The 16,908-nt window shown below is 68.4% G+C and carries 16 protein-coding genes; 11 read left to right on the top strand and 5 right to left on the bottom strand.

Annotated elements, in window-relative coordinates; translation table 11 throughout:
• Genes OV287_RS28145 through OV287_RS28135 form a run of 3 tightly spaced genes read right to left on the bottom strand, consistent with a single transcriptional unit; the run spans window position 1 to window position 2,669 of the window.
• Window positions 1–660, bottom strand: a complete 660-nt coding sequence (locus OV287_RS28145) for a hypothetical protein (protein ID WP_267537136.1) — start codon at window positions 658–660, stop codon at window positions 1–3.
• A complete protein-coding gene (locus OV287_RS28140; RefSeq protein ID WP_267537135.1) occupies window positions 657–2,057 on the bottom strand; it encodes a hypothetical protein in 1,401 nt (466 codons plus the stop codon). The genes OV287_RS28145 and OV287_RS28140 overlap by 4 nt, the downstream gene beginning before the upstream one ends.
• A 39-nt stretch (window positions 2,058–2,096) precedes the next feature.
• A complete protein-coding gene (locus tag OV287_RS28135) occupies window positions 2,097–2,669 on the bottom strand; it encodes a hypothetical protein (protein WP_267537134.1) in 573 nt (190 codons plus the stop codon).
• 212 nt (window positions 2,670–2,881) lie between these two features.
• Here OV287_RS28135 and OV287_RS28130 point away from each other — a divergent pair, with 212 nt between their 5' ends.
• The 11 genes from OV287_RS28130 (at window position 2,882) to OV287_RS28080 (ending at window position 14,635) form a co-directional block, all read left to right on the top strand.
• Window positions 2,882–3,703, top strand: a complete 822-nt coding sequence (locus tag OV287_RS28130; protein WP_267537133.1) for an MlaE family ABC transporter permease — start codon at window positions 2,882–2,884, stop codon at window positions 3,701–3,703.
• Between the two features lie 25 nt (window positions 3,704–3,728).
• Entirely contained in the window at window positions 3,729–4,469 is a 741-nt protein-coding gene (locus tag OV287_RS28125; RefSeq protein ID WP_267542430.1) for an ABC transporter ATP-binding protein, read from the top strand.
• Between the two features lie 12 nt (window positions 4,470–4,481).
• The gene (locus OV287_RS28120) at window positions 4,482–6,008 is read left to right on the top strand and encodes an MlaD family protein (RefSeq protein WP_267537132.1); all 1,527 of its coding nucleotides are present in this window, start codon (window positions 4,482–4,484) and stop codon (window positions 6,006–6,008) included.
• Between the two features lie 120 nt (window positions 6,009–6,128).
• The gene (locus OV287_RS28115; RefSeq protein ID WP_267537131.1) at window positions 6,129–7,052 is read left to right on the top strand and encodes a PfkB family carbohydrate kinase; all 924 of its coding nucleotides are present in this window, start codon (window positions 6,129–6,131) and stop codon (window positions 7,050–7,052) included.
• Between the two features lie 153 nt (window positions 7,053–7,205).
• Window positions 7,206–7,553, top strand: coding sequence for a TIGR02266 family protein (locus OV287_RS28110; RefSeq protein WP_267537130.1), 348 nt, complete (start codon window positions 7,206–7,208; stop codon window positions 7,551–7,553).
• A gap of 32 nt (window positions 7,554–7,585) precedes the next feature.
• Complete coding sequence (locus OV287_RS28105; protein WP_043393211.1) at window positions 7,586–8,317, top strand: metallophosphoesterase family protein; 732 nt, start codon at window positions 7,586–7,588, stop codon at window positions 8,315–8,317.
• Between the two features lie 49 nt (window positions 8,318–8,366).
• Window positions 8,367–9,089: a hypothetical protein gene (locus OV287_RS28100; RefSeq protein ID WP_267537129.1), complete on the top strand. Its 723-nt coding sequence runs from the start codon at window positions 8,367–8,369 to the stop codon at window positions 9,087–9,089.
• Between the two features lie 52 nt (window positions 9,090–9,141).
• A complete protein-coding gene (asd, locus tag OV287_RS28095) occupies window positions 9,142–9,984 on the top strand; it encodes an archaetidylserine decarboxylase (RefSeq protein ID WP_267537128.1) in 843 nt (280 codons plus the stop codon).
• Window positions 9,985–10,010: 26 nt separating this feature from the next.
• Window positions 10,011–11,273 (top strand): histidine--tRNA ligase, encoded by a 1,263-nt coding sequence (gene hisS, locus OV287_RS28090; protein ID WP_267542429.1) that lies wholly within the window; start codon window positions 10,011–10,013, stop codon window positions 11,271–11,273.
• Between the two features lie 76 nt (window positions 11,274–11,349).
• Window positions 11,350–12,264: a tRNA (adenosine(37)-N6)-dimethylallyltransferase MiaA gene (gene miaA / locus OV287_RS28085; RefSeq protein ID WP_267537127.1), complete on the top strand. Its 915-nt coding sequence runs from the start codon at window positions 11,350–11,352 to the stop codon at window positions 12,262–12,264.
• A 121-nt stretch (window positions 12,265–12,385) separates the two neighbouring features.
• Window positions 12,386–14,635: a sensor histidine kinase gene (locus OV287_RS28080; protein ID WP_267537126.1), complete on the top strand. Its 2,250-nt coding sequence runs from the start codon at window positions 12,386–12,388 to the stop codon at window positions 14,633–14,635.
• A 36-nt stretch (window positions 14,636–14,671) separates the two neighbouring features.
• Here OV287_RS28080 and OV287_RS28075 read toward each other — a convergent pair whose 3' ends face one another.
• Window positions 14,672–15,031 (bottom strand): DUF6748 domain-containing protein, encoded by a 360-nt coding sequence (locus OV287_RS28075; protein ID WP_267537125.1) that lies wholly within the window; start codon window positions 15,029–15,031, stop codon window positions 14,672–14,674.
• A 115-nt stretch (window positions 15,032–15,146) separates the two neighbouring features.
• Window positions 15,147–16,880: a response regulator gene (locus OV287_RS28070; RefSeq protein ID WP_267537124.1), complete on the bottom strand. Its 1,734-nt coding sequence runs from the start codon at window positions 16,878–16,880 to the stop codon at window positions 15,147–15,149.
• Between the last annotated feature and the right edge of the window lie 28 nt (window positions 16,881–16,908).

Raw genomic sequence — 16,908 nt, 5'->3', positions numbered from 1 at the left:
TCAGTCCTTCACCAGCACCCGGAACTTGTTCGACGTGGCGCCGTTGTTCTGATCGTCCTTCAACACGATCAGGTAGTTGTCGCCGGGCGTGTCGATGGTGATCTCCTGCTGGCGCACCCCCGCGGTGAACGGGCCGCTGGGGAAGGAGAAGGTGTTGGAGCCGCCCTTGTAGAGGCTCACCAGCACGGTGCCCTCGAAGTGCTCGGCGTCTGGGCCTGCGGCATGCAGGGTGATGGTGAAGGGCTCGTTGAGGTACTGGTCCCCGATGGTACCGATCCAGAATCCGACCGAGGGCTTCACCTCGTAGGCGTCGGGGAGGGTGGCCTCGCGTCCTTCCTCCAGCTTGACCCGGATCTCATAGCGCCCGACGGGCAACCCCAGGCCCACCTGGCCCTGGAACTGGCCGTGACCCAGGTACGTGTCCAGCGGCACCGTCTGCGAGCCAATCTCCAGCATTGGCTCCTCGATCATCCGCGCCTCTTTCTCGCCGTAGTGCACAAGGAAGCGGGGCTCCACGTCGAGCTTCACCGTGACGCTCTTGGACTCGTTGGTGAACTGCTCGCGGGGCGTGATCTCGAGGATCTGGAACTCCTTCTGGACGGGGGTCACCGTCTCGCACGCACACAGCAGCGTGAGGAGAAGGGGGAGAAGCTTGTTCATAAGGCGTACCTCAGGCCCAGGGACGCGGACAGTCCGCCGAGCTGTGCGTCGATCTGCTGCGCCTGCGCCGGGGCGTAGCTTCCACGCAGCTCGAAGAGGGCGTTGACTGGGCCCAGGCGCCAGTCGGCCTGGGCCGCCAAGAAGGCCATGAACGTACGCCCCTGCTGGATGAGCGTCTGCTCGAAGGAGGCGCTCGTCACGCGCTGGTCGTAGTACAGGACGCCGGCCCCCGCGCGGCCGTGGAGGGACAGGGCCCCCCGCTCGAAGGCGAGCACCCGCGCGGACAGCAGCACGGGCAGGCCCAGCACCCGCGAGTCCAGTTGAGGCCCGGTGGGACCCAGGCTGGGCTGGCTCATCACCTGGCGCAGTCCCGCCTCGGCCTCCAGCGTGATGCGGCCTCCGAGCGGAGGCAGGCGGTAGCCCAGGCCCGCTGACACCAGGGGCCCGCGGTTGTCGCCGCCAGCGAAGAAGCCCCCGGCCAGCAGGTGCAGGGACACGAAGCGCCAGCTCAGGTACTGGCTCCAGTCCACCCCGGGGTCGGGTTTCACCGGGGGCGGCTCCACTGGGGGCGGCTGGGGAGAGACGTCGACCACGATGGGGGCGGACACGGGGGCAGTGACGCGTGCCGCGCCCGTGCCGTCCTTGAGGTGGGCGTCCACCACGACGGCGCTCGCCCCGTCCTCCGGCTTCAGGCGGAACACTCCCGGGCCCAGCTCCTCCAGGCCTCCGCCCTGCACCTTTAGATCCACCTCCGTGATGGGCATGGGTGCCTCGCCTAGCAGCGTCAGCCACCCGTTGCCTCCCACCGGGAGCACATCCGGGCTGACCACCGCGACCAGGGGCCGCTCGGGAGGTACGTCGAGCGGGGTGGTGCGGCGCGTCTGCTGGCCCTTGGCGGTGGCGAGCACGAGCGCCTCGCGCACACCGGGGGGGACCTCCACCTGCACCTTGGCGCGGCCCTTGCGGTTGGTGGTCACCGGGCCGAAGCGCATGCCGGCCACCTCCACCACCACCTGAGCACCTGCGCCCACGTCCGTGGCCACTTCCAGATCCGTGCGGCCCAGCAGGGGGATGTTCACGGTGGTGACTTCCGGAGGGCCCTCGGAGGCGTCTACCCAGAAGGCGAGCACTGCCAGCAGCGGGTAGCGAATGTCCGGAGGAATCCAGCGGTAGGAATACACGCCCCGAGCGGTGGCGGGCAGCGGCATCAGGCTACCCGTGGAGGCCACGGCCCGGAGCGGAGGGGTGCCACGCGGCGTCTTCACCTGCACCACCACCGCTTTGTCCCGGCCGAGCACCACCTGCGCAGGGGTGGCCGTCACCGGGAAGGGCGCCGCCCCCGCCGCCAAGGGGGGCAGGGTCAGCAACAGCAGCAGCGTGAAGAGCGGCGCGCGCATAGAGAGGAGGCCTACCGTCCAGCCTCCCTGGCGTCTCTGTCAACCCTCGGCGGGGCTGCCCGGCGGGGGAGCGGCCTCTTCCGTCGGCTCTACCATCGGCTTGTCCGCTGGGCCCGTAGCTTTCGCGCTGGGCGGGCTGAAAGCGGGCTTCTCGGCCGGCGCGCCGCCGCGTCCGTGTACCAGCGTCTTCGTCTCGGACTTGAAGGTGATGTCCACCTTGTCCCCGCGCACCGCCGTCACCAGTCCCAGCCCGAAGGTGGGATGCTGGATGACTTGATCCGGCTGGTAGGTGTCCTTGGGGCTGTAGCGGGGGGCGTTGGCGATGTCCTTGCCCGCCAGCTGCTCCTCGAAGGAGATGATGACCTTGTCCTCGGCGGAGGCGCGGCTCGCCCGCGGCGCCTTCGTGCTGCTGCTCGCGCTGGAGCGGGCCGAGGCGCTCGGCTTGTCGGTGGTGCCCGGCGCGGAGCGGAAGGCGTGGTCTCCGCCGCAGGTGTTGCACCGGACTCGAGCGATCTTCGTGCCCACCATCGCCAGGATGGTGTGGGCCAGCGTGAGCCGGCACCGGGTACAGAACGCGTCGACCTCGCCGCCGACCTTGTGTTGGGTCGCCATGGGTGTGTGCTTCTCGCTTCTTTTTGAAGGGGGGATGAAAAGGGCGGCGGAACATAACGGCAAGCGCGCGCGGGAGAAACCCCTTTGTCACCATGTGTCATGGAGGGGGGGTTGGCGCCTGGATGCCTGGGGTGCCTGGAGGCGGAGGGGGGCTCTGGAGGTAGAGCGTTTGCTTGTTCCGGGGAGAGAGGCACGTAGAGTAGGGCCCACCCGTGGCATCCGAAAACGCACAGAAGGCCGAAGAGCCCAAGCAGCCCTCCCTGCTCACCCAGTCCATCGAAGGCCTGGGTCAGGGTGCCATCGAGACGGTGGAAGAGGTGGGCCACCTGGTCACGCTCGGCGTGGACGTGGTGCGCTGGGGCGTGCGCCGGCCGTATCGCTGGCACAACCTTTTCTTCCAGCTCGACTTCGTGGGCGTGGGCAGCGTCTTCATCGTGCTGCTCACCGGCCTGTTCACCGGCATGGTGTTCGCCAACCAGTCCGCGCGGGCCTTCGCGATGTTCGACGCGCAGAGCCTGGTGGGCCCCACGGTGGCCCTCGTCCTCACGCGCGAGCTGGCCCCGGTATTCTCAGCGCTGATGGTCACCATGCGCGCCGGTTCCGCCATGTGCACCGAGCTGGGCACCATGCGCGTCACCGAGCAGGTGGACGCCCTGGAGACCATGGCCGTCAACCCCATCCAGTACCTCCTGGTGCCCCGGGTGCTGGCCGGCCTCCTCATGGTGCCCCTGCTCACGCTGCTCTTCGACACCTCGGGCATCTTCGGCGCCTACGTCGTGTCGGTGGGCACCCAGGGCGTGTCCGCCGGTACCTTCATCAGCCGCACCCAGCAGTGGTTGGATCCCATCGACGTCTACGAGGGTCTCATCAAGGGCGCCGTCTTCGGCCTGGCGGTGACGCTCGTGTGCTGCTTCAAGGGCTTCAATGCCACGGGCGGCGCCAAGGGCGTGGGCAAGGCCACCACCGAGGCCATGGTGACCAGCGCGCTCTCCATCTTCATCCTCGACTTCATCGTCGGGGTGCTCCTGCACTGACATGACGGACACGAGCTCCCGGCCGATGATCGAGATCACCGGCCTGCACAAGTCCTTCGGGGTGCACAATGTGCTCACGGGCATCGATCTGTCCGTGCCCGAGGGCAGCACCTGCGTCATCCTCGGCGGCTCGGGCTCGGGCAAGACGGTGCTGATGAAGCACATGATCGGCCTGCTCAAGCCGAACGAGGGGCGGGTGGTCATCGATGGGGAGGACATCGTCCCCATGGGCCCCGAGGAGCTGGAGCGGGTGCGCCACAAGTTCGGCATGGTGTTCCAGGCCGCCGCCCTCTTCGACTCCATGGACGTCTACGACAACGTGGCGTTCCCCCTGCGCGAGCACCGGGGCCTCTCCGAGGAGGAGATCCGCAAGCTGGTGCGCGAGAAGTTGGATCTGATGGGCCTGCCGCAGAGCGCGGAGCACAAGTTCCCGGCGGACCTGTCCGGCGGCATGCGCAAGCGCGTGGGCCTGGCGCGCGCCATCGTGATGAATCCGAAGATCGTCCTCTACGACGAGCCCACCACGGGGCTGGATCCCATCACCACCGACTACGTGGACGAGATGATCCTCGCGGCGCAGCGCGAGCTGCGCATCACCAGCGTGGTCATCAGCCACGACATCGCGTCGGCCTTCAATATCGCGGACCAGATCGCCTTCCTCAACAAAGGGGTGATCCTGGAGCAGGGACCCCCGGAGCAGCTACGCTCCTCACAGCACCCGGCCGTGAAGGTGTTCCTGCAGACCTGGTTCGGAAAGAATGATTAGGAGTCACACCCGGTGAAGAAGCTTGTCACACCGTTCCGTGTAGGCCTGCTGGTGATCGTCGCCGGAGGGCTCCTCTTTGGCTTCGTCCTCTTCACCCGCAAGGGGGGGCTGGGTGAGGACGAGGCCCTCCAGGCCTATGCCTACTTCCGGGACGCCTCGGGCCTGGGGCCCAAGAGCCGCATCCAGATCGCCGGTCTCCCCGTGGGCGAGGTGGAGAGCATCAAGCTGGAGGGCACGCGCGCCAAGGTGACCGTGCGCATCCGCCGCGACGTCGCCATGTACCAGGACGCCACGCTGGCCAAGCGCTCGGAGTCCCTGTTGGGCGACTACCTGCTGGATCTCAACCCGGGCACCGAGATGGCGCCCCCCCTCCAGGAGGGTGAGGAGATCCGCCGGGTTGTCGACGTGCAGGGCATGGAGGCCGTCTTCGCCTCTCTCAGCCAGATCACCTCGGACATCCAGCAGGTGACGGGGGCGCTGCGCGACGTGCTCGGCGGGGACAAGGGCGCCGGCTCGCTGGAGCGGATCGTGGAGAACCTCGTCCGCGTGTCGGACGCGGTGGACCTGACGGTGCGCGCCAGCTCCGAGCGGCTGGATGCCATCCTGCGCAACGTGGAGGGCGTGAGCTCCGACGTGCGCGGGATTACGGCGTCCAACGAGGAGAGCGTCAACCACATCGTGCAGAACATCGAGGTCATCACCCGCGACACCCGCGAGGTGCTGTCCACGGTGAACAAGCTGGTGGGCAGCGGTGGGGAAGGGGACCTGAAGGACAGCGTGGCCAGCCTCAAGCAGACGATGAGCCGGCTGGACAAGACGCTGGCCAACCTGGAGGACGTGACCACCAAGGTGAAGAACGGCGAGGGCCCCGTGGGCACGCTGCTCACCGACAAGCGCCTGGGTCAGAAGCTCTCCGAGTCCATGGAGGACCTGTCCGACTTCTCCTCCCGCCTCACCGGTCTCCAGACGGAAGTGGGCATCCAGGCCACCTACCTCATGGAGCAGGGCACCTCGAAGAACATGCTGACGCTGCGGCTGGCCCCCAAGCCGGACAAGTACTACCTGCTGGAACTGGTGGATGACCCGCGCGGCACCGTCGAGACGCAGTACGTCCAGACCAACCCGCCGTCCTCGGGCGAGCCCGTCATCCAGAAGCAGACGATCACCAAGGAGTCCTTCAAGTTCAGCGCGCAGTTCGCCAAGCGCTACTACTTCACCACGCTGCGCTTCGGCATCATCGAGTCCACCGGCGGCCTGGGCGCGGACTTCCACTTCTTCAAGGACCACCTGAAGCTGTCGGTGGACGCCTTCAACTTCTCCGTGGCCGAGCTGCGCTACCCGCGCATCCGCACTTCGCTGAGGGCCCAGGCGTTCGACCGGCTCTTCGTCGTCGCCGGTATGGACGACATCCTCAATGATCCCCGGCGCGACACCAATACCCGGCGGATGCTCGCCGGCCGCGACTTCTTCTTCGGCGGCGGCGTCTACTTCACGGATGACGACCTGAAGGCCCTGCTGCCCGTCCTACCCACGCCCTGAGTGCGGGTCCACTGCCAGATGGCTTGACCTGACCGGGTGAAAAGTCGTACCTCGCCACGGCACGGGCGGTCCCCTGGGAGCCCCGTGCCTGGTTCGAAGGCCCCTCTCCCTGGAAGCCCCATGTCTCTTCTTGTCGTTGGCTCAGTCGCGCTGGACTCGGTGGAAACCCCCTTCGGTCTGAAGGAGGACGTCCTCGGCGGCTCCGCCACCTACTTCTCCACCTCGGCATCCTTCTTCGCCCCCACGCAGGTGGTGGCAGTGGTGGGTGAGGACTTCCCCCAGGCCCACCTGGAGTTCCTCAAGGCTCGGGGCGTGGACCTCGAGGGTGTCACTCGGGAGAAGGGCCGCACCTTCCGCTGGAAGGGCCGCTACGGCTTCCAGCTCAACGAGGCCGAGACGCTCGACACCCAGCTCAACGTCTTCCAGTCCTTCTCGCCCCGTCTGCCCGAGAAGTATCGCGACTCCCAGTACGTCTTCCTCGGCAACATCCACCCCGAGCTCCAGTCCCAGGTGGTGGATCAGGTGAAGGCGCCCAAGCTGGTGGCCGCCGACACCATGAACTTCTGGATCAACGGCAGCCGGCCGGCGCTCCTCAAGACGCTCAAGCGCGTCAACCTGCTCTTCGTCAACGACGCCGAGGCCCGCCAGCTCACCGGCGAGCACAACATCGTCCGCGCCGCCCGCGCCATCCTCGGCATGGGCCCCCAGCGCGTGGTGGTGAAGCGCGGCGAGTACGGCGCGCTCCTCTTCGAGCAGGACCACATCTTCGCCTGCCCGGCCATGCCCCTGGCGGACGTGTTCGATCCCACCGGTGCCGGTGACACCTTCGCTGGCGGCTTCATGGGCACCCTGGCCACCTCGAACCACGTGGACGCCGAGGTGCTGCGCCGCGCCATGGTGATGGGCAGCGTCATGGCCTCCTTCACCGTGGAGAAGTTCAGCCTCGAGCGCCTGCGTGAGGTGAGCCGCTCCGACATCCGCGCCCGCTTCACGGAGTTCAAGCGCCTCACGCACTTCGAGGACCTGGGCTCCCTGGAGGGTTGAGCAGGGATGGGTGGGGCAGAATGCCCCGTTGCCGAGCTTGACGGATTTTTATGCTGTCCCTAATCTTTGCTGCCGCGAATCCCGCTTCCAGGGAAAGCGTCATGGAGCGTCAGGGAAGCGCCTAACGACCTGGCATCGCGGAGGACGAAGGGCTTGCGGACGGAGAACCGAAAGCACTCACGATTCCCCTCGCGCCTGCGGTGCTGGTGCGAGTCGGATAACATTACGCTCTACGCGCGCATCGCGAATCTGAGCGAGGGTGGGTTGTTCCTCCAGACGAACACCCCCTTGGATCTGGGGCGGCGCACGCTGCTGCGGCTGAGCAGCGGCGAGGTGCGCGAGGTCATGGCCGAGGCGACGGTGGTGTGGTGCCGGCCGCAGCGGCATGACAAGGGGCCGCCAGGGATGGGGCTGAAGTTCGAGGTGCTGGATTCTGGCGCGCAGGCGTTGCTGCGACGCATCATCTCCGAAGAGCAGAGAGGGGCCGCGTTCGGTAGCTGAAGACCGGACGTGGACACCGGCGAGAACCCACCATGCGAATCGCGATCATCTCTGACGTCCACTCCAACATCGAGGCCCTGACGGAGGTCCTGCGGGTTGCGGAAGAGCAGAAGGTGGATCGCATCGTCTCGCTGGGGGACATCGTCGGCTACGGGGCCTCGCCCAACGCGTGCTGCGATCTGGTGCGCTCGGTGACGGAGGTGACGTTGCTGGGCAACCACGATGCGGCGGTGGCCGGGCGGATGGACTACTCGTACTACTACGACGCCGCCCGCCACGCGCTGGACTGGTCCGCCGGGGTGCTGTCCGACGAGAACATGGAGTGGCTCAAGAGCCTGCCGTACACGTACCGGATTGGGGACGTGGGCTTCAGCCATGGCTCGCCGGTGGAGCCCAAGGCGTACGAGTACATCTTCGCGCTGGAGCAGGCGCGGGAGCTGGCGCCGTACGTGGAGCACCTGCCGGAGGTGACGTTCATCGGGCACAGCCACCTGTGCAAGGCGTTCGCCATTGGCAATGGCGAGGTGCATGACGTGGTGGCGCAGAAGTTCGGCATCCGCCGGGGCTACAAGTACATCATCTCGGTGGGCAGCGTGGGGCAGCCTCGGGACTACGACAACCGGGCGTGCTTCGTGATCTGCGACACCGGGGCGCGCACGGTGGAGTACCTCCGGGTGGAGTACGACATCGAGTCCGCGGCGCAGAAGATCTTCGACGCCTCGCTGGCGCTCAACTTCGGCAAGCGACTGTTCCTCGGGGTGTGAGTCGAAAAACGGGCGCGGCGGTCCGGAAATGGCGTAGAAAACCGGCCTTGTGCGTCCCTACAGCTCCCTTTCCAGCCGGACCTTCGTGGGCCTCCTGACGGCCCTCCTCGTGGCGGCGGCCCCCGTGGCCTGCCGCAAGCCCGCCAAGCCCTCCGAGGAGTACACCCAGGCGCACACGCGCTTCGGCAAGCTCTACGCGGAGAAGGGCGATGACGCCTTCCTGGACCCGGAGCTGGCCGAGGTGGAGTCCCTGCTGAGCCAGGTGCCCTCGGACAGCCTGGACGCCCCGGCCGCCCAGGAGCTGCGCACCCGCATTCAGACCGGCAAGCAGCAGGCCGAGGCCCAGGAGAAGGCCAAGGCCGACGCCCTCGCCCAGGCGCGCACTCCGACCCAGGTCCCCTCCAGCTTCAACTCCGCCCCCAGCACGTCGCCTGGCCCCTCGGCCTCCGAGCCGCCTGACGAGGCCCCTGACACTGACGCCGGGGCCGATGGTGGTACCGCGGGCGTACCCGGGGTCGGCACCCCGGAGGCCCAGCTGGCGAGCTCCGGCTGCTTCCAGAAGGGCGAGTCGCTCGAGGTGAAGGGCCGCGGCCGCCGCGACCGCTGGGAATTGGCGGACCGCCCGGCGTGTCGCCAACAGTATGCCCCGCTGCAGGATCAGGTGTTGATCATCGAAGACGGCAAGGTGCTCGCCCAGGTGCCCAAGAGCGCCATCCAGGTCATCCCCGTGGATGGCGGCACGGGTGGCCCTGCCACGGACGGCGGTCGCTGAAGCGGGCTCGCGCATCTCACTCCCAGATATCCCCCCACGCGGAACCGGTCTCATGAACGAACAGACCTTCATGAAGTTGATGAACATCCTCCCCAAGTCCGCCCTCTCGACGGCGGTGGGGATGGCCACCCGTCTGCCCGCCCCGGCCCCGTTGCACCGGGCGGCCATCAAGGCCTTCGCCAAGGCGTACAAGGTGGACGTGGCCGAGGCGGAGCTCGCCCTGGAGCACTACCCGACCTTCGCGCAGTTCTTCACCCGTGGCCTGAAGGAGGGCTCGCGCCCCGTGGATCCGGGCGAGAAGGTGGTGGTGTCCCCGGTGGACGGCGCCGTGTCCCAGGTGGGCTACGCCGAGCACGGCCGCGTCATGCAGGCCAAGGGCATCCACTACTCGGTGGGCGAGCTGCTCGGTGACGAGGAGGCCGCGAAGCCCTTCCACGGTGGCGCCTGGACCACCATCTACCTGTCCCCGCGCGACTACCACCGCATCCACGCGCCGCTGGGCGGGAAGATCACCGGCTACTCGTACATCCCCGGCGAGTTCTGGCCCGTCAACCCGGCCTCGGTGAAGAACAAGCAGGCGCTCTTCTGCGTCAATGAGCGGCTCGTCACCTACCTGGACACGGTGGCTGGCAAGTGCGCCGTGGTGAAGGTGGGCGCCACCTGCGTGTCCCGCATCAAGGCCGCGTACGAGGACGTCGTCACGCACACGGGCAAGCCGGGCAAGGTGCACCGCTACAACACCGCCATGCCGGTGGAGAAGGGCGGGGAGCTGGGCCGTTTCGAGATGGGTTCCACCGTCATCCTCGTCTTCGAGCCGGGGCGGGTGAAGTGGGACGACAGCCTCCAGCCCGAGGCGGTGGTGCGCATGGGCCGGCGGATTGGAGAGATTCCGTGAGTCAGAAGGTCAGTGGCGTCAAGGGCATGAACGACATCCTCCCCGGCGACGTGGAGGTGTGGCAGCACGTCGAGCGCACCGCCCGGGACATCTTCTCGCGCTTCGGCTACGGCGAGGTGCGCACGCCCATGGTGGAGGACACCGCCCTCTTCGTGCGCAGCGTGGGCGAGACGACCGACATCGTCGGCAAGGAGATGTACACCTTCGAGGACAAGGGTGGCCGCAGCCTGTCCCTGCGTCCCGAGGGCACCGCTCCGGCGGCTCGCTCGTACATCGAGCACTCCATCAGCAACCAGGAGCCCATCACCCGCTGGTTCTACATGGGCCCCATGTTCCGCTACGAGCGGATGAAGACGGGCCGCTACCGTCAGTTCCACCAGATCGGCGCCGAGGGCTACGGCTCCAAGGAGCCCGCCCAGGACGTGGAGATGATGGACATGGTCGTGCAGCTCCTGCAGAAGCTGGGGCTCCAGGACGTGTCGCTCAACATCAACTCGCTGGGCGACGACGCGTGCCGGCCCGGCTACCAGAACCGGCTGGTGGAGCACCTGCGCGCTCACGCCAGCGAGCTGTGCTCGGACTGCCAGGTGCGCTTGGAGAAGAACCCGCTCCGGGTGCTCGACTGCAAGAACGAGCGCTGTCAGCAGATCGCCAACGCCGCCCCGAATATCCTCGAGTCGCTGTGCGAGCCGTGCCGCGCGCACTTCGCCGAGGTGCAGCGCAAGCTGGACGTGCTGGGGATCAAATACGTGGTCAACCCGCGCATCATGCGCGGCCTGGACTACTACACGCGCACCACCTTCGAGTTCATCGCCGCGCACCCGGCGCTGGGCACCGCCAGCACCGTGGGCGGGGGTGGCCGCTATGACAAGCTGGTGAAGAGCCTCGGTGGGCCGGACGTGCCCGCGGTGGGCTTCGGCCTGGGGTTGGATCGGCTCTGCCTGCTGCTCAAGGAGAGCGGCCAGCAGTTCGCTCCGCCAGTGGACCTCTTCATCGCCGTGGCGGACGAGGGTTCCTCGGACGTGGCCTTCGGGCTGGTGAGCCGGATGCGCCGCGAGGGCCTGCGCGTGGAGTTCGACACGCGTGGCGGCAGCCTCAAGAGCCAGATGAAGCGTGCGGACAAGACGGGCGCTCGTTTCTCGCTGGTGCTCGGACAGGCCGAGCGTGAAAGCGGTCAGGCCCAGCTCAAGCCCATGGCGGGGGGAGACCCCATCCCCGTGCGGCTCGAGAACCTGGCCTCCGCCGTGCGCGAGGCGCTCGCTCGGCCCTCGGCCCCCGCGGCCTCTTGAGACGTGAACTGGTCCGACCATCGGACCAGTTGGTGAACGCCGGGTGCCGCAGCTCCGGCGGCGCTCGAGGTCCGAGATGAAGCCCTTCCTCACCGTCATCGCCGGGCCCACCGCGTCTGGGAAGACCGCGCTCGCCATCGAGCTCGCCCGCCGCCAGGGTGGGGAGATCGTCAGCGCGGACTCGCAGCAGGTGTACCGGTATTTCGATATCGGTACGGCGAAGCCTTCGGCGGAGGAGCTGGCCGCTGTGCCACACCACCTCATCTCCGTGGTGGAGCCGCTCGAGCCCTTCTCCGCCGCCGAGTACCAGCGTCGCGCGGATGCGGTCATCGAGGACATCACTTCCCGGGGCCGGCCCGTGTTCGTGGTGGGTGGCACGGGCATGTACCTGCGCATCCTGCTGCACGGCCTGGTGGAGGCACCGGGCGCAGACCCCGAGCTGCGCGCTGAGCTGGAGGCGCTCGCCGCCGCCGAGGGGCGGGAGGCCGTGCACCGCAAGCTCGCCGAGGTGGATCCGGAGACCGCCGCGAAGCTGCCGCCGAAGGATCTGGTGCGCACCATCCGGGCGCTGGAGATCCACAAACAGACGGGCAAACCTGCCTCCGAGTTCCGCAAGGAGCATGCGTTCGCCGCGGACCGGTATCCCTTCCGGATGCACGTGCTGTCGCCGCCGCGCGAGGCGCTGTACCAGAGCATCGACGCGCGCACCGCCGCCATGTTCCAGCGAGGGCTGGTGGACGAGGTGCGCGAGCTGATCTCCCGGGGCTACGCGGAGGCCGCGCCCATGCGCAGCGTGGGGTACGTGCAGGCGAAGGCGGTGGTGGATGGGACGCTCACGGTGCAGGAGGCCATCCAGCAGGCGGCCCAGGAGACGCGCCGTTACGCCAAGCGACAGCTCACGTGGTTCCGCAAGGAAGCGGGGGCGAGCTTCGTCGAGCCGCCGTATGACGTGTGGTTGAAGGAAAAAGGTTCCGGCGCTGGGGAGGGGTAGGGCGCACTCTACCGATTGATCCCTCGGTGCGCGGTGGCTCCAGAGGGCACGCGCGGCCCAAGGTGGCGTCGGGCATGCCTGATTTTGCTCCGGGCTTCTCTTGACTGGGGAGCATTGCGAAATGGATGCGCACGTGGGATCGGCGGCACCAGAAGGGTCTCCACGGAAGCAGGGGGGGACGGCAAGCCGGCGAGCTCGTCTTCTTTACGTCCCCGAGATTCTCGCGATTACCGGCGTCTATCTGCTGCTGACCTGGCTCGGGATGAACCTCATGCCCGATGGCCGGTTGTTGACCATCTGGCCGGCTGGGGGCTTTGCCCTCGCGATGCTGCTCTTGCGCGGCACCTCGCGATGGCCCGCAGTCCTGCTCGGCTCCCTGCTCGCCGCCTGGTTGTTCGCCCCCAAGCGATGGGTCGTTCCAGGTGAGGTCCCCATCTCCGCGCTGCAGCACTACACCGCTGCGCTCCTGATGGGCGTGGGGCGCGCGTTTGCGACCGTGGTCAGTGTCTGGCTCATCCGCCGGTACGTGGGGACGATGCGTTGGCCCCATACCGTGCGCGGGGTTCTGGGCTTCGTGATCATCGGGGGCCTCGTCCATTCCGCGCTCGTCGCGCTCACCTCCCATTTCGTGTTGCTGGCGGCGGGGATCGTCGAGCTCGGACCGGCGTTCCTCCGGGAGGCCTGGATATGGTTCAACGCCAACACCGCGGGCGTCCTGGTCGTGACCACCCTCATCCTGGCTCTCTCCGAGGGCCCGACAGGGCGTCCGCGCCGATCGCGCCGGGAAGTGGTGCTGGCGGCAGCGCTCACGCTGGCCGCCATCCTCATCGCCCTCGAGTTCCAGCGGTGGTTTGGCGAGGTGGGCATCCAAATGACGTATCTGCTGACCCCCCTCATGATCTGGATGACCTTGCGGTTCGGCGCCCAGGGGGCCGTCCTCACCAATCTGATGTGGGCCACCGTGACGATCTACTCCCTGGTCTTCATGAACGCTGGAGAGGTGGCGCTCGCACGGACCTTCGCCCAGTACCAGGCCCGGCTCGTGGTGTTCAACGCCGTCATCCTCGTCCTGGCCGCTGCCTTCGAGGAGCGGCATCTGATGCGGGAGGCCCTGGAAAAAGAGCGTGAGAACCTCGAGGGGCGGGTGGCCGAGCGCACCCGGGAACTGGCGCGGTTCCTCTCCCTGCTGCACTCCTCGCTGGAGTCCACCGCCGATGGTCTGCTCGTCGTCGATAGGAAGGGCCACATCACCGCCGTGAATCAACGCTTCGCCAGGCTGTGGCGGCTCCCTCCGTCCGTCCTCGAGAGTAGCGAAGATGCGCTGGCGCTGACCTTCGTGCGCGATCAATTGGTGGAGCCCGAGGCGTTCGCCTCTCGTGTGAAATACCTCTACGCGCATCCCGAGCTGGAGAGCGAGGACGAGATCCAGCTCGAGGATGGCCGCGTCTTCGAGCGTTTCTCCCGGCCCCAGTGCCTGGGGGAGGAAGTGGTCGGGCGGGTGTGGAGCTTCCGTGACATCACGAGCCGGCGCCGGGCGGAGGCCGAGAGGGATCGCCTGCTCGTCGAGGAGAGCCGGGCGCGGCAGGAGGCGGAGCGGGCCTTCCACGAGGTCCAGCGGGCGCTGGGGATGCGCGACGAGTTCCTGTCGATCGCGGCCCACGAGATGAAGACGCCGCTGACCTCCATGAAGATGCAGATCCAGCTCCTGCTGCGGGTGGTGGACGGCGCAGCCGGGGGACAGGTGGATGCGGCGCGGCTGAGACCCCCGATCGCCGCCGCGCTGCGCCAGATGCGGCGCTTCCAGGAGCTCAGCGATCAGTTGCTGGACATCACGCAGCTCTCCACGGGCAGGCTCGTGCCCCGGTACGAGCCGCTCGACTTCCGGAAGGTCGTGGTGGAGCAGATCGAACAGCAGGCGGAGGCGGCGGCGAAGGCCCGCACGGAGCTCCGGTTGGCATGCGCGGACCCGATCCCTGGCGAATGTGATCGCCAGTGTTTCGAGCGGATCGTGTGCGCCCTGCTATCCAATGCGATCAAGTTCGGAGCCGGCGCCCCCATCTTCGTGAGGCTCGAGGCGCAGGCGGAGCGCGTGCGCCTCCAGGTGGTCGATCACGGTATTGGCGTGGCCCCGGAAGACCACGCGCGGATCTTCGAAAGATTGGAGCGCGCAGTGGATGCGCGGCACTACGGTGGGTTGGGGCTCGGGCTGTGGCTTGCCCGCCAGAGCGCGGAGGTCCTCGGGGGCGACATCTCCGTCGAGAGCGAGCCAGGCAGGGGCTCCACCTTCACCGTCGAGCTCCCGCGGCTCCATCAGAGCCCTTCGCTGCGAGGGGACGGGCCGGCCGCGGAGCAGGCGCAACCCTCTGCCTGAGCCAGTCGCTCGAACGCGGAGCTCCCGCTCGGGAGACTACCGCTCGGGGAGGGACTGGACCACGAACACGCGCGCGTCGCCCTCGCCGCGTGGGGCCCCATGGGCCACCAGCCCCTCGGGCGTGTAGATGAGGTTGGAGACCTCCTGCCTTTTCTGCTGCGACATGCTGGAGGGGAACTCGATTCCGCTCACCCGGATCCCCGAGCGGGAGTCGAGTGGCGAGACGAGCAGAGAGGGGCAGGGCGCCCGGACGCACTGAACTCCGCTGTCGGAGATTCGGTAGGTCCCGAGCCCCTGAACGGCTCCCGCGTCGTGGAAGATGTCATCGAAGAAGAAGCCGTCCGGGCCACACGCGGAGAGTCCCAACAGCAGGAACGCGCAGAGGTATTTTCTCATGGTGGACAGCGCAGGTTGCAAGGTGCATTCCCGCGCTGGCGCTCGGTGTTTCGCGGGGTTGCACGCGCACGAGCCCTCGGAAATCCGTGGTGTGAGCTGAGATTTCGCCAGGAACTCAGGAAGCGTAGCGTCCCGTCTCGTCGGACACGCTGCCCTCCGCGGACCGGCTCGGCTGGGCTGCCGGGGCGCTGGCGGGGACATGGCCCATGAGCTGGCGCAGCAGCCGTTCGGGATCCACGGGCTTGGGCAGGAAGGCCTCGGCGCCGGCGTCGAGCGCGCGCTGGCGCACATGGGGCCGGTTCAACCCGCTCATCACCACCACCCGCGTGTCGCGCGTGAGCGGGTGCTGCTTGAGGCCCTCGCACAGCCGCAGCCCGTCCACCCAGTGCAGCACCACGTCCAGGAGAATGGCCGTGGGCGGGCGGCGCGCCACCGCGCAGAACAGCGCCAGCTCGTCGGCGAAGGCCACCACCCGGGCCCCCGTGGACTCCAACAGCTGCGTCATTGCCTCGCGCTGGTCCGGGTCGTCATCCACGATGTAGTAGAGGTCTGGCTCGAGCGAGGGAATCGTCGCCGGCAGGGGTTCCACGGCGGTGCGAACCCAGGAGGACATCGTCTCGCGGATGCCGGCCCAGCGAGCGGTGTTGAGCAGGGACAGGGGAGTGGGGGAGGAGAGCCCCAGCAGGCCTCCGCCGCCCATACCTCCCGAGGTGCCGCGGTTGCGAGCCGACAGGAATGCCTGGGGTGCCCGGCGTCCGGCGCGGCGCAGCCAAGTGACGGCACGAGCGCCCGCGGCCGAGTCCTCGAGCATCTCGTGGAGACCCTCGCGCACGTAGCGACGCTCCAGGGCCTGGCCCTCCAGTCCGGCGTCCAGCAGCGCCACGGCCGCGCGGCTGCACGAGGCCAGCGTCTCGGACAATCCGAGCTGCAGCGGATGGCCGAACGCCACCGCGCCCACCGCGAGCTGTCCGGGCGCCACCAGGGTACGTCCCGGACCGTAGGGCAGCCGCGTCGTCTCCAGCGCGGCCAGCTCGAAGCCTTCCTCCACCAGCCCGTCGCGGGCCGCCATCATCAGCGCCTGGCACAGGTCCGCCGGAGTCACCGCGGCCCCGAAGGCGAGCGCGTACACCGAGTGCGCGCCGGGCAGCAGCAGCAGCCCGTCCACCGAGGGCAGGGGCGAGAGCCACAGCCGCGCGAGCGGCGTCACGGACAGCCGGGGCGACGCATGCCGCAGCCGCGCCTGCACTGCCGCCACGGTGGGGGCGGGCCTGAAGCCTGGGAAGAAGGCCTCGCCCATGGACGGCCCGGCGCCGGTGGCGAGTGCCACCGCATGGAAGCGCTCACCGCTGCCCTGGGCTCTCACCACGAGCGGGCCACTTTTGCGCACCGCGGCGGGAGCATCCGGCGCCGAGGGCTGGTTCTCCACTCGCTCCACCCGACGGGGCACGAAGCGCGCACCCTGGGACGTGGCCGCGCCCGCGAGCACCTCGCGCACCAACGCGAGCCCGCCCTGGCCCTGCGGCCACCCATCCACCACCCACAGGCCACCGGCAGTCGAGGGCAGCACCTCTCGGTTGCCGTGAGAGAGGATCTCCACCCCGCGCAGCTCATGGGCCCGCCACTCCGGGGGCACGCGGCAGCCGAGCGCGGCCAGACGGGAGCGGCACTCGGGCGTGAGCAGGGCCGGCGGGGCGATGGTGCCCGGCTCGCCGCTCTCGTACACCCGGACGTCGAGCGCACAGCCGCGAGCCCTCCCGTTGAAGAGCAGCGAGGCGGCGAGCCCCGCTCCGGCGATCCCACCCCCGACGATGGCTACCCTCGAACCGCTCGCCAGTTTGCTCCCGTTCATCCGCGCCCTCACTCCACCGTCCATCGGT

The organism is Archangium lansingense (assembly GCF_026626635.1).
Taxonomy (GTDB): Bacteria; Myxococcota; Myxococcia; order Myxococcales; family Myxococcaceae; genus Archangium; species Archangium lansingense.
The sequence above is the reverse complement of the archived record's forward strand: the minus strand, read 5'-3'. Positions and strand labels throughout refer to the sequence as shown.